General features: G+C 49.9%; 21 protein-coding genes and 2 tRNA genes. 14 read left to right on the top strand and 9 right to left on the bottom strand.

Annotation, left to right across the window (positions count from 1 at the left end; all coding sequences use genetic code 11):
* The 6 genes from BOC67_RS09305 (at nucleotide 1) to BOC67_RS09280 (ending at nucleotide 4,439) form a co-directional block, all read left to right on the top strand.
* Complete coding sequence (locus BOC67_RS09305) at nucleotides 1-1,482, top strand: SusD/RagB family nutrient-binding outer membrane lipoprotein (protein ID WP_291909731.1); 1,482 nt, start codon at nucleotides 1-3, stop codon at nucleotides 1,480-1,482.
* Nucleotides 1,483-1,510: 28 nt separating this feature from the next.
* Nucleotides 1,511-1,639, top strand: coding sequence for a hypothetical protein (locus BOC67_RS09300; protein WP_291909729.1), 129 nt, complete (start codon nucleotides 1,511-1,513; stop codon nucleotides 1,637-1,639).
* Between the two features lie 11 nt (nucleotides 1,640-1,650).
* On the top strand, nucleotides 1,651-2,754 hold the full coding sequence (locus BOC67_RS09295; RefSeq protein ID WP_291909727.1) for a sterol desaturase family protein: 1,104 nt from the start codon (nucleotides 1,651-1,653) through the stop codon (nucleotides 2,752-2,754).
* Nucleotides 2,755-2,870: 116 nt separating this feature from the next.
* Nucleotides 2,871-2,941, top strand: a tRNA-Gln gene (locus BOC67_RS09290).
* A 126-nt stretch (nucleotides 2,942-3,067) separates the two neighbouring features.
* Complete coding sequence (locus tag BOC67_RS09285; protein WP_291909726.1) at nucleotides 3,068-3,955, top strand: carbohydrate kinase; 888 nt, start codon at nucleotides 3,068-3,070, stop codon at nucleotides 3,953-3,955.
* Between the two features lie 91 nt (nucleotides 3,956-4,046).
* The gene (locus tag BOC67_RS09280; protein ID WP_291909725.1) at nucleotides 4,047-4,439 is read left to right on the top strand and encodes a hotdog domain-containing protein; all 393 of its coding nucleotides are present in this window, start codon (nucleotides 4,047-4,049) and stop codon (nucleotides 4,437-4,439) included.
* 15 nt (nucleotides 4,440-4,454) lie between these two features.
* On the opposite strand, the gene BOC67_RS09275 is transcribed toward BOC67_RS09280, so the two are convergent.
* From BOC67_RS09275 to BOC67_RS09265, 3 genes are all read right to left on the bottom strand, one after another.
* The gene (locus tag BOC67_RS09275) at nucleotides 4,455-5,972 is read right to left on the bottom strand and encodes a hypothetical protein (protein WP_291909723.1); all 1,518 of its coding nucleotides are present in this window, start codon (nucleotides 5,970-5,972) and stop codon (nucleotides 4,455-4,457) included.
* 34 nt (nucleotides 5,973-6,006) lie between these two features.
* Entirely contained in the window at nucleotides 6,007-7,608 is a 1,602-nt protein-coding gene (locus BOC67_RS09270; protein WP_291909721.1) for an NAD(P)/FAD-dependent oxidoreductase, read from the bottom strand.
* Between the two features lie 375 nt (nucleotides 7,609-7,983).
* Complete coding sequence (locus BOC67_RS09265; RefSeq protein ID WP_291909719.1) at nucleotides 7,984-8,838, bottom strand: hypothetical protein; 855 nt, start codon at nucleotides 8,836-8,838, stop codon at nucleotides 7,984-7,986.
* 159 nt (nucleotides 8,839-8,997) lie between these two features.
* Between BOC67_RS09265 and BOC67_RS09260 the strand changes: the two genes are divergently transcribed.
* Nucleotides 8,998-9,068, top strand: a tRNA-Gln gene (locus BOC67_RS09260).
* A gap of 412 nt (nucleotides 9,069-9,480) precedes the next feature.
* Nucleotides 9,481-11,328: a hypothetical protein gene (locus BOC67_RS09255; protein ID WP_291909717.1), complete on the top strand. Its 1,848-nt coding sequence runs from the start codon at nucleotides 9,481-9,483 to the stop codon at nucleotides 11,326-11,328.
* A gap of 35 nt (nucleotides 11,329-11,363) precedes the next feature.
* Here the strand turns inward: BOC67_RS09255 and BOC67_RS09250 are convergent, their stop codons facing one another.
* The 6 genes from BOC67_RS09250 to BOC67_RS09225 all read right to left on the bottom strand — a co-directional run bounded on the left by BOC67_RS09250 (nucleotide 11,364) and on the right by BOC67_RS09225 (nucleotide 15,164).
* Nucleotides 11,364-12,116, bottom strand: coding sequence for an SOS response-associated peptidase (locus BOC67_RS09250; protein ID WP_291909716.1), 753 nt, complete (start codon nucleotides 12,114-12,116; stop codon nucleotides 11,364-11,366).
* 3 nt (nucleotides 12,117-12,119) lie between these two features.
* Nucleotides 12,120-12,608, bottom strand: coding sequence for a hypothetical protein (locus BOC67_RS09245; RefSeq protein ID WP_291909714.1), 489 nt, complete (start codon nucleotides 12,606-12,608; stop codon nucleotides 12,120-12,122).
* A 7-nt stretch (nucleotides 12,609-12,615) separates the two neighbouring features.
* Complete coding sequence (locus BOC67_RS09240) at nucleotides 12,616-12,999, bottom strand: S24 family peptidase (protein ID WP_291909713.1); 384 nt, start codon at nucleotides 12,997-12,999, stop codon at nucleotides 12,616-12,618.
* A 196-nt stretch (nucleotides 13,000-13,195) separates the two neighbouring features.
* Complete coding sequence (locus tag BOC67_RS09235; protein ID WP_291909711.1) at nucleotides 13,196-13,825, bottom strand: hypothetical protein; 630 nt, start codon at nucleotides 13,823-13,825, stop codon at nucleotides 13,196-13,198.
* Nucleotides 13,815-14,312: an RNA polymerase sigma factor gene (locus tag BOC67_RS09230; RefSeq protein WP_291909709.1), complete on the bottom strand. Its 498-nt coding sequence runs from the start codon at nucleotides 14,310-14,312 to the stop codon at nucleotides 13,815-13,817. Before BOC67_RS09230 ends, BOC67_RS09235 begins: the two co-directional genes overlap by 11 nt.
* A 12-nt stretch (nucleotides 14,313-14,324) precedes the next feature.
* The gene (locus tag BOC67_RS09225) at nucleotides 14,325-15,164 is read right to left on the bottom strand and encodes a TraB/GumN family protein (protein ID WP_291909707.1); all 840 of its coding nucleotides are present in this window, start codon (nucleotides 15,162-15,164) and stop codon (nucleotides 14,325-14,327) included.
* Between the two features lie 476 nt (nucleotides 15,165-15,640).
* On the opposite strand from BOC67_RS09225, the gene hisG reads away from it, so the two are divergent.
* From hisG to BOC67_RS09195, 6 genes are all read left to right on the top strand, one after another.
* Nucleotides 15,641-16,495, top strand: a complete 855-nt coding sequence (hisG, locus tag BOC67_RS09220) for an ATP phosphoribosyltransferase (RefSeq protein ID WP_291909705.1) — start codon at nucleotides 15,641-15,643, stop codon at nucleotides 16,493-16,495.
* A 14-nt stretch (nucleotides 16,496-16,509) separates the two neighbouring features.
* Nucleotides 16,510-17,784, top strand: coding sequence for a histidinol dehydrogenase (hisD, locus tag BOC67_RS09215; protein ID WP_291909704.1), 1,275 nt, complete (start codon nucleotides 16,510-16,512; stop codon nucleotides 17,782-17,784).
* A gap of 13 nt (nucleotides 17,785-17,797) precedes the next feature.
* A complete protein-coding gene (gene hisC, locus BOC67_RS09210) occupies nucleotides 17,798-18,871 on the top strand; it encodes a histidinol-phosphate transaminase (RefSeq protein WP_291909702.1) in 1,074 nt (357 codons plus the stop codon).
* A complete protein-coding gene (hisB, locus tag BOC67_RS09205) occupies nucleotides 18,868-20,004 on the top strand; it encodes a bifunctional histidinol-phosphatase/imidazoleglycerol-phosphate dehydratase HisB (protein WP_291909701.1) in 1,137 nt (378 codons plus the stop codon). The genes hisC and hisB overlap by 4 nt, the downstream gene beginning before the upstream one ends.
* Before the next feature lie 255 nt (nucleotides 20,005-20,259).
* Nucleotides 20,260-21,669, top strand: coding sequence for an anthranilate synthase component I family protein (locus BOC67_RS09200; RefSeq protein ID WP_291909700.1), 1,410 nt, complete (start codon nucleotides 20,260-20,262; stop codon nucleotides 21,667-21,669).
* A 2-nt stretch (nucleotides 21,670-21,671) separates the two neighbouring features.
* The gene (locus BOC67_RS09195) at nucleotides 21,672-22,241 is read left to right on the top strand and encodes an aminodeoxychorismate/anthranilate synthase component II (protein ID WP_291909698.1); all 570 of its coding nucleotides are present in this window, start codon (nucleotides 21,672-21,674) and stop codon (nucleotides 22,239-22,241) included.
* The last annotated feature ends 27 nt before the right edge of the window (nucleotides 22,242-22,268 follow it).

Genomic DNA, 22,268 nt, shown 5'->3' with positions numbered 1-22,268 from the left:
ATGGAATTCATTCAACATACCTTAATACGTGTAACCATTGCTGTTAGTCTGTTCATCTTCCCGGTGGCCTGTTCCTTACAGGATATCAATGTGAACCCCGATGCCTCCACCCAAACCTCGGTGAGTGCCGTCCTCACCGGAGCGGAGGTGGCCCTGGCCTTTAACCTGGGCGTCAATGCCGGGCTGATAGCGAACATTTACATCCAGCAGGCTTCGGGCGCCAATGGCGATGCCGCTTCGTTTGACAACTATACTTCGTCGCCTCAGTATTTCAACGCTACTTGGCGGGGATTTTATGTGGATGTGCTGGACGAGCTGAAGATTGTACAGCGCACAGCCACGGAGCAGCGTTTGCCCTATTACAGCGGTATTGCCCGCATCCTCAGTACTTATTCCTTTGCTACGCTGACGGATTTGTTTGGGGATATTCCCTATAAGGATGCGTTGTATGGCAATAAGGTGACTACGCCCGCATTTGATAAGCAGGAAGATATTTATACAGCGCTGCAACTGCAGCTGGATACGGCAATCAGGGAATTGTCCGTGCCGGCGACGGATAATTTCGGAGCGCTGCCCGGTACGGACGATGTGATTTACGGCGGGAATGTGGAACGCTGGAAATCCCTCGCCTACACGCTGAAAGCCCGGTATGCCATACATCTCTCCAGGCTGAACAGCGCTGCTGCCGCGCAGCAGGTCCTCAACGCGTTGTATGATGGAAGCAGGTTCCGTGCGATCGCGGATAACCAGTCAGATGCGCTGGTGGTCTTTGGCTCAGGCGCCACCAACAGCAATCCTTTCTATCAGCAGAATGCCAACCGCCCCGGCTGGATAGGGCTGGGCGCATCGTTTGTAAATCTGCTCAATGGCAATGAGGTCACCGATGCCCCCACGAAGCCGGAAGGCCTCCTGGTGGACCCCCGCCGTGCGTTTTTCGCGACCCCGTACCCTACCGGCAGCAATACTTTCCGTGGCAGTGCCCCTGGAATTCCCGGAGCGTATTCCGTGATAGGTACTTATTACGGGACGGCAACTTCTCCCATAATAATCAGTAGCTACAGCGAAGCAAAGTTTTTGGAAGCAGAAGCGCGGTACCGCCTCAATGCCCAAGACCCGCTGGTAAAAACTGCGCTGGAAGCCGCCATCAAAGCCTCTTTTGCAAGGGTGATCAGCAGCAGTGCGGACCCCTATGCCACTCCTGAAAAACAACAGGCATACATTGCGGCAAAAATTGCCAACCCGGATCTGAATACGATCATCACCCAAAAATATATCGCGCTGTTTTTACAACCGGAAGCCTGGACGGACTACCGCCGTACGGGGTATCCGGCGATACCTCCCGCGAAAGACGCTACCAGCGCGGCTAATCCGGAAGGGAAGATTCCGCGGAGAATTCCGTATCCGCAAAACGAAGTTTCGCTGAATAAGAATACGCCCGCAGGAGCCGGTTACCAGACTCCCGCGCTGTGGTGGGATAAATAGCCTTTTCAACTAACTAAAAAAATATAACATGACACTCTCTGATATTACCATACTGGTTAAAAAAATCGCGATTGGCTTTATTATTTTCCTCGTGCCGCTGCTGGTAATCGGGGGAACTATCTGGTTTATCTATCAATTGCTTAACGCACACCACTAAACTTTTTTTCTATGACAGCACCCGCAAAAGTAAACGCACAGATCATCCTACGGGATTCACTTATCAGCCTGCTGCTGTATGTAGCACCGATTGCGCTGATGTTCCTCACATTTTATATTACCGGCAGCAGGCCATGGCTCACAACAGCTTCGGAGGCGCTGCCTTTCCGCATGCCGGCACTGGTGGAGCTGGTATTCCAAAACCTGCGTACCTGGGGGCTCCCGGCCATCATGGTAGCGGTGGGCATCGTGGAATTTTCCGTTGGCCTCTACGAAAATAAATGGACTAAAAACGAGCGTGTACTCGACATCGTTTGTTTTATACTGCCGAAGATCGTGGTGCGGCCGCTGATCGCCTACTTCGGCCTGAAGATACTGCCGTATGTGCTGCCCGGCGCTAAGGATGCATTTGCCTGGGTGCCATTCTGGTGGGCCTTCGCCATCATGGCCGTGGCGGACGATCTGACCCAGTACTGGTACCATCGCCTGCATCACCAGCTGCCCGTGCTGTGGCGCTTTCATCGGACGCATCACTCCGCTCCCTATATGGGAATGGCGATGGCGAGCCGGCAAAATATTATCTACACGGTTTTCTTTTCGCAGATTTACCTGACGGTGGCGCTTACGTATATGGGTTTGGGGTATGCCGCCTTGTTTGTAGGCGGGATTAAATCCCTGATCACTACCGGCGCGCATTCCAGCATCAAATGGGACAAGCCGTTTTATACCTACAAAGCGCTGAAGCCAATCGGCTGGGTGATGGAGCGACTGATCTCCACACCGGCCACACACCACGCCCATCATGCGGATACGACAGACGATGGCGTGGGCTACTACAAAGGGAATTTCGGAAATATGTTCTTTATCTGGGACCTGATTTTTGGCACGGGCATCATTACACGTCAGTATCCGAAAGCCTATGGCTTAAAACATTACAAGGAGGAAGAATGGTACGCACAGCTGCTTTGGCCGATTTTCAAATCTTCGAAAGCTGGCAGCGAATTGGCGGCAAACGGTCCGGTGGTGGGAGATGAATTGCCATCCGTGCCGGAGGAGGAAGCAGTGGAGCATGCTGTAGAACCGCCGCCAGTCAGCGTTGTGGCCGCTCAAATTTAATAGTTGCTGTATGTGAATAACATGCCTCGCTGCAAATTTTTGTAGCGGGGCTTTTTGATTTTTTTTCCGCAGCTCTTGTTTTTTTAAAATATTGTCCTACTTTTGCGACCCATTGATGCCCGATAGTATAAGGGTAGTACATCAGATTTTGGTTCTGACTGTCTTGGTTCGAATCCAGGTCGGGCAACAAAAGGCTTTACTTGAACCGTTGTAGTTTTATGCTGCAACGGTTTTTTTGCGCCCGCAATTTTCCCCGTAAGACCGGCCATTGTGGCCTATATTTTGTTCCACGGAATTTTATTATCTTTTGAGAATGAAAACAGAAATCGTTTGTTTCGGAGAGGTCCTGTGGGACATACTGCCTGATAAAGAGCTGCCAGGCGGCGCTCCCATGAATGTGGCGTACCACCTGCAGAAGATGGGGCATACAACGGCCATGGTTACACGAATTGGAACGGATGCCTACGGGGAGCAATTGCTGGAGCTGATGCGCGGTTACGGGCTGAATACGGCTTATGTGCAGCGGGATGAGCAGGCGCCCACGGGGAAAGTGCTGGCTACCATTACGCCCGCACAGGAAATGGCCTATGATATTCTGTTTCCGGCCGCGTGGGATTTTATAGCGGCGGACCTCACCTGGGAAGCTTTCCTGGATGCGCATCCTGCCTATATTATTTTCGGCTCGCTCTCCTCCCGGCACCTGGTGAGCAGGGAAGCGCTGAAGGCGATGTTGCGGATACCCGCGTTGCGCGTGCTGGATGTGAACCTGCGGCCACCGCATTTTACCCGGGAGCATGTAGATTGGCTATTGCAGCATGCGGATATTGTGAAAATCAACGAACATGAGCTGGCTGAGTTGAGCGAGTGGTTTGGGTTTTCCGGGGATATGGAAGCCCGCATTGAACAGCTGCAGGAAAAGTATCTGCCCCGCGCCATCATCGTAACGCTGGGAGCGGCAGGCGCTGTACTGTATGAGGACGGCGGGTTTCATTACGAAAAAGGCCACCGGGTAACCGTAGTAGATACCATTGGCAGCGGCGATGCCTTACTGGCCGGCTACCTGCACGCGCGGCATGAGGGCAGGGGCCCGGCTGCGGCTATACGTTTTGGGAATGCCCTGGGCGCTTTGGTGGCCGGGAAGGCCGGTGGTTGCCCGCCTTATGAAAAGGAAGAAATCGATGCGCTGATGAAAACGGTTTAAAGATAAAGTCAGCGGAAGGATGAAATGGCAGGCGCGGGAAACGGCTCCTGCTTTTTTGTACCTTTGCAGGAAGTTCAAAAATCGGGATGCAATGAATTTTTATACAAGAAAATGGGTGAAACCGGAGGACCTGAATGCCCACGGAACCTTGTTTGGCGGTAGCTTGCTGCGATGGATCGATGAAGAGGCGGCTATCTATTCCATTATACAGCTGGGCACTAATCGTTGTGTGACCAAATACATGTCTGAAATTAACTTCATTAACTCGGCCCGCCAGGGTGATATCGTGGAATTAGGTATCAAGGCAACGCATTTCGGCCGTACTTCCCTTACGCTGCAATGTGAAGTGAGAAATAAGATTACCCATAAGAGTATTCTAACGATCGACAGGATCGTGTTTGTCAGCGTGGATGAACACGGAGTGCCGGTGCCGCATGGTAAAACGGCGATTACTTATACGGACGAACGATTGAGAGAAGAATAGCCACGTATCCCCAATCTATATATCCGGTACCGGTTCCGCAGTATCGGACCATATGGGTGTATTATCGTTTTTCTCAATCAACAGCAACACCCCGAATGCCAGCAACACAATCAGCATTGCCTGGTAACGCAGCACCACAGGGGCCGCCAGCGTGCTAAAGCAAAAGTGTACCAATTGGAAGGTAACAAAGAGCGCCATCACCTGGTTGAATATCAGCGCTACATACTTATGCCGTTTGAGATAAATAAACCGGATGATTTCCTCTATAAATGCCAGCTGAAGGAAGATAAAAAGGAAAGTATATTTCGACATCAGGAACGGCTGCAGCTGCGGAAAGCGGTCGTTGATTAACACCGGCGTATTGCGGAACCATTGCCGCATCACACCGGGCGTACCGATTTTATTCCTGTTACTGTTGCCGATCATTTCAGTGCCCGGGCGCAGGTATTCTACCACATTTGGCAGCCAGAAGTGTGTGGCAAAAGCCAGGGGATGTTTTTTGATGAGGAATTTGCCATAATCGCTATAGGCATCTGAAACCCTTGCCCAGCCTGTATAACTGTCTGTTACCTTGTGCTTTTTCATGTAGCTGGCCAGCATGACTTTTAAGGGCCCGTGCTGCGTCCACATATAATAAGCACCCGCCGGCAGGGTAGCTTCTTCCGGGTTAAATAATTTACTTTTTACCAACTGGTGCGCATAGCGGTGTAATCCCTGTAAATGTGCGGGCAGGCCCGTGGTGTCATAGGCGATGTAAGGCAGCATGTACATGGCATTGTTTGCCAGCTGCCAGCCGCTGAAAACAGAGAATTTTCTTACGCCGGTTAGTTTGTAAGTCTGGTAACTGGTGTACCAGATAAAAGCGCCGATGAGTACCAGGGGTAACGCGATCGCATATACTTTTTTCCAGGCGGCCGCGCGTGCAGGCAGTATGGCGCCGAGCGCCACCACCGGGAAAAACATGGCATTATACCGCATGGTGAAAGCCACTGCCAGCACAACGCCATGTAGCAGAAAAACAAGGGTACCGGGTTTATAGCGTACCCACAACAACAGCGCAAACCAGGTAAACCCGAGGGCAAGGAATAGCGCCTCTGTAATTATATAGTTGCTGAGGTAAAGAAATAAGGGGTTAATCAGTAGAAAGAGCCAGGCGCCATAGGTAAATAATTTACCTGGCCGCAGCATATATAGGATGGTAAAGTACAGGAAGAAGGCGCCGGCCTGCAGGCAAAGGTACTGGAATGCCATGAGCCCTGTTTCGGAACGCAGGAGGCTGTGTTGCAGCTCCAGTATCCGGGAATAGCCAACCGGCCAGAGGTCCGCCTGCAGGTGATACGCTGCGGCGGTCAGGTAGCTTTCGCTATCCGGCGTGATATCCATGTAGGGATAGATCCATTTAAATATCACCAGGTTTACAATAATGACTGCTATGGCTATCCCTGCCAACAGGAGGTTACGCCTGTCGGCAAGGAGGAACTGCCTGAAACTGGTATCCGTCAGTTTGGGGTCGCCGTAAATAGGTAATAACATTCGCGGTTATTTTGAGTCAGGTATGGCTCACTATTTATTTTTTCTCTTCATGATATTCCTGTTCGGTGTTGATACTCCAGATGTTTGCCTTTGTAACAATGCCGTTGCAGATGTTATCCACCGCTACCATGGCCGTTAGCATGGAGTGGTCGGAGTTGTTGTACTTATGCATGCCGTTGCGGCCTACGAGGAAAATATTTTCGAAGGAATCGATGTAGTTTCTCAGTTCATCGAAGCGGTCGTAGGTGCCGAAGTAGGCGGGGTATGTTTTTTCCATACGGAGTACCGTAGCGTCCAGCACATCTGCTTTTTGGGCGAGTCCGATTTTACAGAGTTCGTCGATGGCGATCTGTCGGATCTCTTCGTCGGGGAGTTCCCAGAAGCCGTCGCCCATGTTACAGAAGTATTCCATGCCCACCCAGGTGGTGCCGGGGTCCTTTACCATGAAGGGGCTCCAGTTGTTGAAGAGTTGCAGGCGGCCTACGCGTACATCTTTTTCCTGAATATAGATCCAGGTGTCTTTAAGGGTAATAGGTTTGTACTGGCCGGTTTTGCCGTCCTGGAAGCTGAGGTTTTTGAGCAGGATACCGATGGTGATGAAGTCGCGGTACATGAGCCCTGCCGCAATATTACGCACGTTTTCCGGCACATTGCCCTGTATATCCGCAATCAGTTCCTGCACCGGCATGGTGGAGAAGAAGTAATCGCCTTCGAGCATGACCGCTTCTCCGGTGGTTTTATCCAGCGCTTCGATGGCGGTGACCTGGTTGCCGTTCGTAAATATTTTTTTCACATCGTGTTCCATGAGGATGGTACCGCCGCGTTCTGTTACCTGTCGCGCTACCTCTTCCCAAAGCTGGCCGGGGCCGAATTTCGGATAGAGGAATTGTTCTATCAAACTGGTTTCAACATTTTTCTGGTTGATGTCTTTGGGTTTGCCGGCGTCCCATGCGGTTTTGAGGGCGTGGGAGATGGCTTTGCCGATGGAGATGCCTTTGATGCGCTGGGCGCCCCATTCAGCGGATATCTTAGCGCATTCGATGCCCCATACTTTTTCCGTATAGTCTTTAAAGAACAGGTGGTACAGCGTTTTACCGAAGCGGTTCACCATAAAATCTTCCAGGGATTTTTCCTGTTTACGTGGAAACAGCTGGGCCCACATGTAGGAGAACATGATGCTGATAGTCGTGGTGAGTCCCAGTTTTTTCAGGGTATCCAGGGAAAGCTGGATGGGGTAGTTAAAGAATTTTTTCAGGAAGTAGATGCGTGACAGGCGTTGGCGGACCAGCATAACGAGGTCGGGGTTCCGTGCTTCAAGCGTGTCTGTGCCAGTATTCGCCGGCTTTTTCACATCTCTGGTTTTGCGTTGGTACGTAATGCTGAATGTTTCGGCGGCTTCTTCCTGGGGCGGCATCATATGGAGCCACCATTCCATCACGCGGTCGGATTTGGAGAAGAAGCGGTGGCCACCGATATCTATCCTGTTACCTTTATAGTTCACCGTTTTTGATATTCCACCAATGTCAGTGCTTTTTTCCAGGACTATCGGGATGATGTTCGTGCGTTGAAGTAGTTCATAGGCGGCGGTCAAACCTGCGGGACCTGCCCCGATGATAATTGCTTTTTTTGCTGGCATACTATTATGGTTTTATAAAACAGCCAGTCCGGGTAAAGGGAGCGCAGCTGTTTTTGAGGGTGTCGACTTCAGGGTAGAACAGTGGGGCCGGTCATTTACTGCAATAATGATCTGCCTGCATATACAAGTATAGCAGTCCGTACTGAAATGGTATATCAGCGTTTAAAAAATTAGTGGGTTGGGGGAGATGTCTGGCGCTGCTGCGCTGCAAAACAACGGAATGGCCTTACCAGCGCTGATCAGTATGCCAGGGGGCCGGTGACGCAGATGTGCAGTATTTCCGGTTTTAGGAGCGGAAACGGCGGTAATCTTTCGCGGGTGAAATAGTATATCCGCATTACGTTGGCAACGCTGATGAATAACCGCAGTACCTGGCTAAAACTTCCATTTATAGAAAAACATCGGAGCCGCTTTGCCTTCGCTGATGGTCACATATCCGCTGTTGTCAGTAGTGATGGTAATGGCTTCCCCCTGTGCTTCCGGCTGGTAGGGGAGCTGTTTGCCGGGGCGGGCCATGGCTTGTTCTACGGTTTCGCCGGTCTTGCGGCGCCAGTAATACACCGTCGTGAGGGTTTTGAGTATGATGTGATGACCGTCCTTGGAGATGTCCGCCGATACTACCCATGTAAATGGCAGGGTGATCAGCTTTTGGAGAGTGGTTTTGTCGCCATCCTTGAAATCCAAGCTTGTTTTATAAAGGTGAACGGCTTTTTGCCGTTTGCTGATGATATAGATTTGCCGGGAGATGGGGTCAATCATGAGGGACTCCGCGTCTTTCGGGTGATCCGGGTATTCGAGTTTGAGCACATCGGCGGAGATGCTCCCTTTTGACTGGGGCTTAGAGGCAGGCTCCGGGAACCGGTAGATGCGTACATGGTCGCGGGTGCCGCTGTTATCCCCAATATCCGCCACATATACGTAGTATTTCCCTTTTACGGGGCCGGCCCCTTCGGCGATGTCTTCCCAGTCTCTGTTCGTCCCGTTTTCGATGGTAAGCACACTGATGACTTCCGCTTTATTATTGAGCAGGAATACGTCCGGTTTATTGCCGCTATCGTTATGGGACCAGTAGCAGTTTTTCAGCGGCACGGAGGAGGCTATGCCGGAGGCTTCCTTGAGCTTTTTATCGTTGATGTAGCCCATCAGCCGGGGGGTGACGGTAGCGGTCTGGGCAAAGCCCTGCAGGGAGGCGGCGATCAGCAGGAGGGAAGCAAACACAATCTGGCGCATAAAATGAACGGTTTAGCAGGCGTTAATTTAGGGATAATTCCCGGAAAAAGGCCGCGACGGTTGATACTGAGCGGGTTTTGAAATTTTTTTCTGAAAAAATATCCTGAAAAATTTGGAGGAAATGAAGAATGTCGTAATTTTGCCGTCCTGAAACGATAATGCCTGATAGTATAACGGTAGTACGACAGACTCTGACTCTGTTTGTCTTGGTTCGAATCCAGGTCAGGCAACAAGCTAAAAGCCGCAAATTTTCTTCCTGAAAGATTTGCGGCTTTTTTTATTTCCTTTTTTTCATCTTCATTGCAGGAAGAGCAGTTTTGTCATTTGTCTGCGGTTTCGTCGAATCTTTGTAATAATCTGATTATCAATTATATAAATTCAATTTCATTGGTTTTTTCAGGCAATAAATTCCGTATTTTAGTGGGATAACTTTTTCTCATGGAGCAGATCACGTTACCTAAATTCCATACCAATGCTGCCGGTAAAGTCAGAAACACGAAACTACCACGGAGTAAGTCCTTATGGCCGCTCTATGAAGCTATCAGTAACTCCATCCATGCTATTGAGGAAAAAGGAAATATTGCCTCCGGCCAGATCACTATCCGCATCCTGCGGAGAGGTCATTCCGCCACGCTGCAGGAGATGGAAAATGTGGAGGTGGCGCCCGTCACATCCTTTGAGATCGCAGATAACGGCATTGGTCTGAACGAAGATAATTACCAATCTTTTTTGACGGCCGATTCCGAATACAAAATTGAAAAAGGCGCCAGGGGCATCGGGCGGTTCGTATGCCTGAAGGCATTCAGCTCGATGACCTACGACAGCGTCTTTTTTGATCAGGATGGGGTACCCTGCAAGCGTTACTTTACGCTTAAGCCCACCGGCTTCTATGAGTATGCGCTCGGGCCTTTCGATACTTTGACTACAGGTACCAGGGTTATTTTGAATAATGTACATCCTGAATTTGAGCGGTATATCCCTAAAGAAATAAAGGAAATCGGAGAAAAGATAATTGAGCATTTCCTCGTTTATTTTGTATTGGAAAGATGTCCCTACATCCGGTTGATAGATAGCAATGGAAAAGAATTGTTACTGCAGGACCTGTACAGCGATAATATCAGGAAAAGCTTACTGGAAACCACTATCGTGCTGGGAAAGCATACGTTTTACCTGCATTTAATAAAGTTGTTTGATTCTAAAGGGAATCATAAACTTCATTACTGCGCCAATGAAAGAGAGGTCTCGGATGAAAGTTTATTGAAGTATTTGCCTGATCTCGGCAAATCCGTCCGGGATGCAAACGGATCAGAATTTACTTACCAGTGCTATATTACGGGGGACTATTTAAATGCAAATGTGAACAGTGAGAGAACCGGATTTAGTTTCCCGCTGGGAGATGCGGAGGAAGCTGAAGAAGTAGATAGTGAGGAAGAGTTATCCCTGACGCAGATCAGGTTGGCTATTATTGATGCGCTTGAAAATATTTTACAGGATTATTTGTATAGCCTGAGAGAAAATAAATTCTTACAATATCGGGAGCATATCATAGCGCACGCGCCTCAATTCAAGCCTCTCTTAAAATATAAGCCTGACAGCATCAGGAAAATGCCGCCCAACCTTTCAGGCGGCAAGTTGGATATAGAACTGTTCAAAATTCAGCATGACCTGGAAATCGAAGTGAAAGAATTAGGTATCAGCGTGCTTGAATCATCGTCCGATTTCAGGTCGTCTAACGAATACCTGCAGCTATATGAAGATTATATAGAGAAGTTTAATGATATCGGAAAGTCTAATCTCGCCAGGTATATTGTTCACCGGAAGGCTGTTATCGCACTGTTGGATAAATTTTTGGGAAGTGATGACCAGGGTGAGTTTCAAATGGAGGAAACTATTCACAATATTTTTTTCCCCATCAGAAAGGAGTCTGATGAAATCAGTTATGAACAACAGAATTTATGGCTGATAGATGAGCGGCTTTCTTATCATTATTATCTGGCTTCCGATAAGCAATTAAATCAAATTCCGGTCCTCAACGGAGCTGAAAGTAAAGACCGGTTAGACCTGTTGATCTTTAATTCCAGCTTTGCATTCGTAAATGATGAAGCTCCTCATAATTCAATCGTCATCGTTGAATTCAAAAGACCGGAACGGGATGATTATTCGACTGCACAGGAGAAGAAGAATCCGCTTGACCAGGTTATTGCATATATACGAACCATAAGAGAGCATGGGGCGACGGACAGAAGAGGTAAGCTTATACAGGTGGATAAGGAACGGACGCCTTTTTATGCCTATATCATTTGTGACTTTAATCAGCGCTTAACCAAAGTACTGGAAGACCGGGATTATAAAAGAACGCCGGACAACCTGGGGTATTTCTCTTTTCATGAAAAATACAATGCTTATGTAGAAGTAATCTCCTATCAAAAACTTTTGAAGGATGCCAAAAGCAGGAACCGGGTGCTATTTGACAAGTTAGGACTTCCGTAAAAATCTTCTACATGATGGCCTGCAATCGCCGCCACCTACACCACCACCGGCGGCACTCCTTCATACCTCACCTCCTCAATCACCGTTTCATCATCCGGCTTCGCCTTCCGCACTGAATTCACCGTCCAGTACTGCAACACATCCGATGGCTGTTCATACTGCAGTACATCGCGTATATCCGTGTCCGTTAGATCCGGCTTAATCCATTCCTCCGCCAGTTCATTGGTCAGCATCATGGGCATACGGCCCGCATTGTCCCCGCCATTGTGGATTTGCCGCATGACGTTGTTGGCGCTGCGGGTCAGCAGGGAAAACGTGGGGATGCGCTCGGGTTTATCCACATCCCAGGAGTTGGACAACGCCCAGAGCCCGGCAATGAAAAACACTTCCTGCTCCTGCGACTTAATATAATACGGCACTTTATTTTTCAATCCCGGCACTTCCCGGTATTCAAAAAAGCCGGTAACGGGGATGAGGCAACGCTGATTACGGATCGCGTTCCACAGCGTCTTAGGTTCCAGTACCTTCTCGCTGCGGGCGTTGAGGAACATCTGCCGCTGCCGCTTCACCTTCTCCGGCGTATTCAACATCTTCGGGATCGGGCCCCAGTTAAACAATGCCAGCTGCGGCACTTCGTGGTTGACCACCACCGGCCACTGCGGGTACGACATCCCGATTTTATGATACGTAGGCTCAAACTGCAAATTAGCGCCGGGCGCCGTCTGCAGCAGGGGCATAATCTTAAAAATGCTTTCAATCCTGGTAGTAAAGGCGATATCGTAACACATATGCTATCCGGTGATTAGTTGGTATAAAGGTACTTGTATTTCCTCTTGCCCGTACCGGAGCGCAATAATTAGTTCCCCGAAGTGTGTAAACAGCTCCGCCTCAACGGTACTGCTCGGCCGCCAGTTGGTATGGATCTGCATATATCGTTTCAGCTTTTCTGCGACCTCGCCACCTGGCTCCCAGGTTTTACCTTTCAGCATCGCGGTAAATACCTTGTAGCCTGGGGGCTGGCCTGCAGCAATAAATAATTTGTCCATCTCTTCAGGGCGATGCGCCTGGTATATATATTTTCGTTTGTCGAACCGGATGTGCTGAAAGTGCTGGTTCGCCTCCCCGATATCTTTATAGGGCGTTATCAAAAACGCCTCTTTCGTTTCCTTATCTCCGGGCTCAATGCCGGGCAAATAACTCTGCCTTACAAATAAAGTATAGCCTTGGCCCAGGAAGGCCGTTAGTACCGGCGGCGTAAACAATGCTAGCGGATTAAACATGACTCTACTATTTACGCATGTCCACAATCACCGCCGTTACCACTCCCCATACCTGGAAATCAGTATCTTCTGTGATAAGTACCGGTTTGTAAAAAGCATTTTCAGCATGGAGCACCCAGTTGCGGCCGGCTTTCACCAGGCGTTTGATCGTGTATTCCCCGTTTACCATCGCCAGGATAATATCGCCGGTACCGGGGCGTAACGACCTGTCAATCACCGCCATCGCGCCATCCGGCATGTTGGCGCCGGCCATCGCATCCCCCTTGATCTGAAAGATAAAAGTACTGTGGGGCTGGGAGTGAATTACCCTCGAAAGGTCTATCGTTTCTTCCATGTTGGCATTATGCAAGGGTAGGGTAACAATTTCTCCACTCAACTTCATCGCTTCCATAATCTGTTTTTTAAAATGCTAATATTATTGGCAAAATAAAACTAAAATTCTTAGTTAAAAAAATATTCTGCGAAGGAATTTTAAAAACTTTGAAAGCTATATTGGGAGCGGATTGTAAGAAATATATTGGGCCTCAATAATATGTGTATTTTCACTGATGAATACAGCGCAGCAGCATAGTTGGTTAAACGCCTGATCAGCCCTCCCTGAATTCATCCAGCAACCGCTTCACCTGCTTCGCATACTTCCCATACCTGGTATTTACATAAAGCTCCGTCACCACGGCCAGCCCCAGGATAACCCCTATCAATACCAGCAATACACTAGCCGCCTGCGATTTCGATATGGCCGCCCCCTGCATAAACAACGCATCCACCGGAATCTTTTCCTCATTGACAATAATCATCCCTATAAACAATACCAGGAAAGGCACCAGGCAATAAGTAAAGGCCTTATACAGCTCAATGCTCAGCTTAATATCATAATACACGGCATACAGGTTGTCCTTCGAGGTCAGGGCCGTATTGCTCATATTTTTATAAAACAAGAACAGCTTCGTAAAAAAGTACCCGCATATCAGCACGAAAATGAAATACAGTAAATAAAAAGGAAAAATCAACAGCGGGTTAAATTTCAGTGTAACCGGCGCAAACCCGATGATGATCACCGCCGCCAGCTGCATAAAAAATTCGTACCGCAGGTGCCTGCGAACCTTGTCTACCGGCATTTTGGCGGATTTTAATTTTTCCAGCGCATGGGGAATGTTAATGTTGCCGCCGGATTTATCGCTGTTCCATAAAGCATGTAAATTATTATCAAAAGTCATAACCTTGTTGTTGAATGAGTGCTTTTAATTTTGTTTTTGCCCTGTTCAGTTTAATACGGGCGTTACCTTCTGTAATACCTAAGTTTTCTGCTATTTCCCGGTGGGAGTAATTCTCGAGATGATAAAAGATAATAGCCTTTTCCAACCGTTCCAGCTTTTGTACCGCCTGGTAAAAATGCGCCAGCTGCAGCTCTTTGGTATGGCTGGTTTCATCGGCAGGGATTTCAGGGACGGCGTCAGTGGTGGCAGGCTGCTGCTGATCCTTCCTGAAAAACACAAGGGCCGTGTTGAGCGCCACGCGATACATCCAGGTCGAAAAGCTGCTCTGGTGGCGGAAATTATCATACGATTTCCAAAGCTGCAGTATAATCTCCTGTGCCAGGTCGTCCTGGTCATCCTTCGTATCCATATACATCCTGGATATCTTGTGAATGATGCCCTTGTGTTGTTCCATCAATTCCAGAAACGCTTGTTCTTTAGTTTTCAAAGGGATGATGCTTTAGTTCAGAATGGGTTCTACCGTATAGCCCTGGTTTTGCAACAGCCGGATCAATCCATCTTCCCCACCCAGGTGAGCCGTTCCAACGGCGAAGAAGTTACTGCCTTTTTGCATCATTGCAGGCATTTTCTTTGCCCAGTTGGCGTTCCTTACATGCAGCAGCCAGTGTTTGGCGTTTTGATCCATGGACTTGTCCGCCGTCATTTCCCGGTACAGCCGCTGCAGGTCCTCCGCTTTGTAATACGCAATCATATTGCGCATGATGCCGGCATTCTCTTCAAAGTCTTTTATCTGCGAAATCGTATAGTCGTCCGTGAAAGTTTTGTTGAAAAACATTAACTGCGCTTCCACTGATTCCAGCGTGTCCAGCTTGATTCCCCGGGCATTGGCCAGCTTCAGCAGTTCCGCTTCATACTGCTTCAGGTCCGTGCAGGGGAACGTCGCGATGGCCATGATACTATTAATCGTTGCCAGCGTGAAATGATCGAATTTCTCCAGCGGCGTTTTCAGAAATTTCCGCAGGATCGAGTCCAGTTCCCTATAGGTAGCTGGGTCCAGCCGTTTGCTCTGCGGCTCCTTACTGATGGCGGATGCCTGCAATACCTGCATCGCTTCCGGGCTGAACAGGTCCGTTTCTACCACGTATTTATCCGCGCTTTCCAGCGCCGCCTTTACTTTCGGCTTAATTTCAAAATCGCCGGCGCAAATCAGGTGAATCGTTCCAAACAGGTAGGAAGGCTTGTCCAGCCCGTTCCCACTGATCTTCCACAATACCGACTGCGCATCCGCATGCGGCGTAAACAGGCCTAAAAGAAGGCAAAAGGAGAGGATGTTTTTCATGATGTAAATGTTTTTGTTCCATTAGTATCCACCATTGCACTTTTGTTACACTTTCCTTTAAAATTTTTTGGGAGAGATGTCTAATGCCCCGATGCCTTACTGCAACGGCATGACCCCCTGCGCCATTCGTTCTGCCAACGCTACCCCGTTCCCCGCAGGCTTAAATCTCTCCCTAAACCCTAAAAAGAAATAACAGCGCTTATACATTAAATATAACAGTGCTTATACAAATGCTGCCTCCCCTGAAACCCGCTACTGTTAAGGATTTGTTACTATCCGCTCCCCCTGAAAAAAAATGTTTGTTTTATTGGATTTCTTTCTAATTTTGTACCCGAATTATGAAACAGAATATCCATACACATCATCACCATCATACTTACCTCACCGGTAGGCTGGGATGATTTTGTGTATATAAACATATTTGATCATCATCAAGGGCTTACCGGATCGGTAAGCCCTTTTTATTTGTCCAAAAGATGAAACTTAAAATCGCCATCCAGAAATCAGGCCGCCTGCACGATGATTCCATCAAACTGCTGAAGGAATGCGGGATCGACATCAACAACGGTGTCAACAAATTAAAAACCGAAGCCAGTAACTTCCCGCTGGAAGTCTTCTTCCTTCGTGATGATGATATTCCGCAGTACATCGAAGACGGCGTGGCCGACATCGGTATCGTTGGCGAAAACGTAGTGCTGGAAAAGAAAAAACAGGTCAACATCGTTGAGAAACTGGGCTTTGGCAAATGCCGCCTCTCCATGGCCGTACCTAAATCCGCTGAATACAACGGCGTGCAGGACCTGCAAAACACCCGCATCGCCACCAGCTACCCGGTGATTGTAGAAGAGTTCCTGAAACGGAATAACATCACCGCGGAAATCCACGAGATCAGCGGTTCCGTGGAAATCGCGCCAGGCATAGGTTTGGCCGATGCCATCTGCGACCTCGTGAGCAGCGGTTCCACCCTGTTCATGAACGGACTCAAAGAAGTGGAAACCGTCCTGAAGTCGGAAGCCGTACTGGCCGCTTATCACCACCTGCAACCGGAACAATCCCGGCTGCTCGATAAACTGCTGTTCCGCATCCAGGCCGTTAAAAAAGCGAAGAACAATAAATACATCCTGCTTAACGCGCCTAACGACAAACTGCAGGAAATCATCAGCCTGCTCCCGGGCATGAAAAGCCCTACGGTACTGCCGCTCGCCGAAGCCGGCTGGAGCTCCGTACACTCCGTGCTGAACGAAAATGATTTCTGGGATATCATCGAAAGCCTCAAAGCCGCCGGCGCACAAGGCATCCTCGTGGTACCGATCGAAAAAATGGTGATCTAAACTGAACTTGAATCATGCAGATTTATAAATACCCGGAGGCAAATACCTGGAACGAGCTGCTGAAACGCCCGGTGATGGACACTTCCGCGCTGGAGCAAAAAGTAACCGCCATCCTCCGGGACGTGAAAGAAAATGGGGACGCCGCCGTCAGAAAGTACGCGGAACAATTTGATAAGCTCGCCGCTCCTTCTTTTGAAGTAGGGCCGGCCGACTTCGAAGCGGCAGAGGCAGCGCTGGAACCCGCGCTGAAAGCGGCTATCCGGCAGGCGGCTAAAAATATCACGACCTTCCACAGCGCACAGCAGTCCATCCCGGAAGTGATCGAAACCATGCCCGGCGTACAATGCTGGCGCAAATCCGTGGCCATCGAAAAAGTAGGCCTCTACATCCCCGGCGGCTCCGCTCCGCTCTTCTCCACCATCCTCATGCTCGGCATCCCCGCTAAGATCGCCGGCTGTAAGGAAATCATCCTCTGCACCCCTTCCCTGCACCCGGCCATCCTCTACACGGCAAAGCTGGTAGGCATCTCCCGGGTGTTCACCATCGGCGGGGTACAAGCCATCGGCGCTATGGCCTACGGAACGGCTACCGTGCCGCAGGTGTACAAAATATTCGGCCCCGGTAACCAATACGTTACATGCGCCAAACAACTGGTGAATAAAGACGGCCTCGCCATCGATATGCCCGCCGGCCCTTCGGAAGTGGCCGTGCTGGCGGATGAGAGCTGCGTGCCCGACTTCGTGGCGGCGGATCTCCTTTCCCAGGCGGAACATGGCCCGGATAGCCAGGTGGTACTCGTTACCACCAGCGAAAAAGTGATCAACGACGTACAGGCCGCGCTGGACGCCCAGCTGGCACTGCTGCCCCGGAAGGACATCGCTACCGGCGCCCTCGCCAACAGCCGCATGATACTGGTGGATAACCTCAGCACCGCCATGGCCATGCTCAACGCCTACGCGCCGGAACACCTCATCCTGGCCTGCGAAGCGGCAATGGATGTAGCGGGAATGGTTACCAACGCGGGCTCCGTGTTTATCGGTAATTATACGCCGGAAAGCGCGGGCGACTATGCTTCCGGCACCAACCATACCCTGCCTACCAACGGCTACGCCAAAGCCTATAGCGGCGTATCGCTGGATAGCTTCGTGAAAAAGATTACCTTCCAGCAGATAAGCCCGGACGGCCTCACGCAAATAGGCGCTACCATTGAGGCCATGGCCGCGGCAGAAGGACTGGACGCGCATAAACAGGCCGTATCGGTACGACTCAAACAAATTAATAACAGGTAATAAATCTTTGGAAATGTTCGATCTCAACACCCTCCTGAGGGACAATATAAAAAGACTGGTGCCGTATTCCTCCGCCCGCGACGAGTTCAAAGGCGAAGCAAGGATCTTCATCGACGCCAACGAAAACAGCTTCGGATCGCCGCTGCCGGTAAGCTACAACCGCTACCCCGATCCCATGCAGTGGAAGCTGAAGTACAAACTGGCGGATATCAAAGGCGTACCGCCGCAAAATATCTTCCTCGGCAACGGCAGCGATGAACCGATCGATATCCTCTACCGCGCGTTCTGCCGCCCGGGTGTGGATAACGTGGTGCTTTGTCCGCCTACCTACGGCATGTACGAAGTAAGCGCCAACATCAACGATGTTATCATCCGCAAGGTGAGCCTCACGCCGGACTTTCAGCTGGACCTCGCCGGCCTGCAGGAAGCCGTGGACGAAAATACCAAACTGATTTTCATTTGCAGTCCTAATAATCCTACGGGTAATTCCATCAACCGTGCGGATATTGAAATCCTCCTCAACAACTTCGATGGGATCGTGGTGGTCGACGAGGCGTATATCAACTTCGCCCGCCAGAAGTCCTTCATCCAGGAACTGACGGAATATCCTAACCTGGTGGTGATGCAAACGCTCTCCAAAGCCTGGGGACTGGCGGCGCTCCGCATCGGTATGGCCTTCGCCAGCGAGGATATCATCAACGTGTTCAACAAGGTAAAAGCCCCGTATAATATCAGTCAGGCCGCACAGGAACTGGCATTGCAGGCGCTGGATAATGTAGCGCAGGTCAACGAGTGGATCCGCGAAATCGTGATCGAGCGGGACCTGCTTTCCGCCGCCATGGAGCAGCTGCCGCTGGTAAAGCAGGTGTACCCCAGCGACGCCAATTTCATCCTCGTGCAAACCATCGATGCCAGGGGCATCTATAATTACCTGACGGAAAAGGGCATTATCGTGCGGGACCGCTCCAAGGTGGAACTCTGCGCCGGCTGCCTGCGCATCACCATCGGCACCCCGGCTGAAAACCTGGAACTCCTGGATGCGCTTAAATCTTATCAACCACAAACTGAAAAAACTGTTTCTGCATGAAACGCGTGCTCTTTATAGACCGGGATGGCACCCTGATCAAGGAAGTGCCGCCCACTTACCAGATCGATAGCCTGGATAAGATTGAATTCTATCCCAAAGTATTTGTGAATATGGCCCGCATTGCCTCGGAACTGGGCTACGAGCTGGCCATGGTAACCAACCAGGACGGGCTGGGCACTGCCTCCTTCCCGGAAGATACCTTTTGGCCGGCCCAAAACTTCATCATCCGCGCTTTCGAAAATGAAGGAGTGCATTTTGATGAGGTGTTTATCGACCGCTCCTTCCCGGCGGATAATGCGCCTACCCGCAAGCCAGGTACCGGCATGCTCACCAAATACCTCACCGGGGAATACGACCTGGAAAATTCCTTCGTGATCGGGGACCGTATTACGGACGTGCAGCTGGCCAAGAACCTCGGGGCAAAAGCCATCTGGATGAACGAAGGCACCGGCCTGGGCAATGCTGAAGTGCAGGACAGCGCCGCCGCCCTGCGGGAAGTGATCGTACTGGAAAGTACCGATTGGGACCGGATCTACGAGTTCCTTAAAGTAGGACTCCGCACGGTAACGCATGTACGTAAAACCAACGAAACGGACATCACTATAAAGCTGAACCTGGATGGTACCGGCAAGGCGAAAATAGCGACCGGGCTGGGCTTCTTTGACCATATGCTGGACCAGATTGCCCGCCATGGCAGCATCGACCTGGAAATCACCGCCAAAGGGGATTTGCATATCGATGAGCACCATACGATAGAGGATACCGGCATTGCGCTGGGAGAAGCCATTGCCAGGGCATTGGGGGATAAGAGAGGGATAGAGCGGTATGGATTCACCCTGCCAATGGACGACTGCCTGGCGCAGGTGGGGATCGACTTCGGCGGCCGTAACTGGCTGGTATGGGAGGCGGAGTTTAACCGGGAAAAGATAGGAGAGATGCCTACGGAAATGTTCTATCACTTCTTTAAGTCGTTTTCCGATGGCGCCCGGGCCAACCTGAACATCAAAGCGGAAGGCCAGAACGAACATCATAAGATAGAAGCAATTTTTAAAGCTTTTGCCAAAGCCGTGAAAGTGGCTGTAAAGCGCAACCCGTCAAAAATGCAACTGCCTAGTACGAAAGGGGTGCTGTAATTTTTTACCCGGCGGGGAAAAAAATTATTTGCATTTAATGTAAAAATGTTTCATTTTTGCTTTCACTATGCAGAAAAACATGACAAATAAATATTGGTGGTGGCACGGAATCAATCCTTGATCTGTGTTACAGTGCCATGTTTCGTCTTGAATCATATTTGAAGGGCTCGCTGTTACACAGCGGGCCCTTCGGCTTTTTATCCGGTTCCCATTACAAAAAAAATCACTTTCACTTTTTAGGTTATCATATCAGTCATGCGTACCATTCAAGTAAAAACGAGATCCAAACAGATGCTGGCGGACGTATTCACGCCGGTGGGTATCTATCTGCGACTCCGTGACAAATTCCCCGGTTCTATCCTCCTCGAAAGTACCGATTACAGGGCCAGCGAAAACAGCTTCTCCTTTATCGGTATCAAACCCATTGCGGGGATTGAAGTTACATCCACCTCAAATTTTGAATTCAAGTATCCCAACCTCCCGGTAGAAAAGAAGCAGCTCAAAAACAGGGATGCTGTAACGGGGGAAATCGAGAAGTTCCTCAAAAACTTCACCTTCACGGGCAGCAATCCCATCCCGCTCGCACAAAGCCTCTTCGGGTACACCACCTTTGATGCGGTACAGTTCTTCGAAACGATTGAATTCAACAAGGAAAAACAGTCCGCCAATGTGATCCCGCTCATGCGATACCGTTTTTACCAGTATGTGATAGCGATCAACCACTTTAAAGATGAATTATACCTCATCGAAAACCAGGTGGACGGCATCGAAAGCGAATTTGAGCTGATAGAATCGCTCATCCGCCACAAGGATTCACCCGGTTACCCTTTCAGCGCTGTAGGCGAAGAAACCTCCAACATGTCGGACGCGGAATACATGCAAATGGTAGAACAGGGAAAACAACACTGCTTCCGGGGGGATGTTTTCCAGGTAGTACTCTCCAGAGCCTTCCAGCAGTCCTTCACCGGCGACGAATTCAACGTGTACCGCGCCCTCCGCTCCATCAACCCTTCCCCTTATCTCTTCTTCTTCGATTACGGCGATTATAAATTAATGGGTTCTTCACCGGAAGCCCAGCTGGTGATCCGTGACGGTAAGGCTACCATCCACCCGATTGCCGGCACCTTCCGCCGTACCGGGGATGACGCGCAGGATAAAATGCTGGCGGATAAACTCCTCCAGGACCCGAAAGAAAATGCCGAACACGTGATGCTGGTAGACCTGGCCCGTAATGACCTCAGCAGGAACGCCAAAGAGGTAACCGTGGAGTCCTACAAGGAAGTGCAATATTACTCCCATGTGATCCACCTGGTGAGCGAAGTAACCGGCAAGCTGGAACCGGGCCTGAATCCTTTTGCCCTCCTGGCTTCCACCTTCCCTGCCGGCACGCTCTCCGGCGCGCCCAAATACAGGGCCATGGAAATAATAGACCAGTATGAACCTACGCCCCGCGGCTTTTACGGCGGCTGTATAGGCGCCGTAGGTTTCAACGGCAACTTCAATCATGCTATCATGATCCGCTCCATACTCAGCAAGATGAATACGCTGTATTACCAGGCGGGAGCCGGCGTGGTGGCCAAATCAGTAGCTTCCTCCGAGCTGGAAGAAGTGAACAATAAACTCAATGCTTTAAAACAGGCCATCCTGCTGGCGCAAAAAATTTAGTCATGAATATCCTTGTATTTGATAACTACGACTCTTTTACCTATAACCTGGTTCACCTGGTTGAAAAAATTATAGACGGTAAAGTAACCGTTGTGCGTAACGATGAAATTCCTTTGGAGAAAGTAAAGGATTATGATAAGATCATCCTGTCCCCCGGCCCCGGCATCCCGGAAGAAGCGGGACTGCTGCTGCCTTTGATCAGGGAATACGCCCCTACCAAATCCATCTTCGGAGTATGCCTTGGTCAGCAGGCAATAGGCCAGGCTTTCGGCGCTTCCCTCATCAACCTGAAGGAAGTTTACCACGGGGTAGCCACCAACGTGAAGATCATTGCGGACAACGGCCGCCTCTTCCGCAACATGCCTAAAGAGCTGGAAGTAGGCCGCTACCATTCATGGGTAGTAGATGAAAAAACGCTCCCTTCAGAGCTGATCATTACCGCCAGGGATGAAGAAGGCTACATCATGGCGCTGCAGCACGAAAGCTATGATGTAAGCGGCGTACAGTTCCACCCGGAAAGTGTACTCACCCCGCAGGGAGAGCAGATATTGAGAAACTGGCTGGAAATGTAACCTGCCGCCACGTTTCACGCTTATCTA

It is taken from the genome of Chitinophaga sp. CB10, assembly GCA_001870995.2.
GTDB lineage: Bacteria > Bacteroidota > Bacteroidia > Chitinophagales > Chitinophagaceae > Chitinophaga.
Note: the sequence above shows the minus strand (reverse complement) of the source record. Positions and strands in the feature narration are given on the sequence as shown.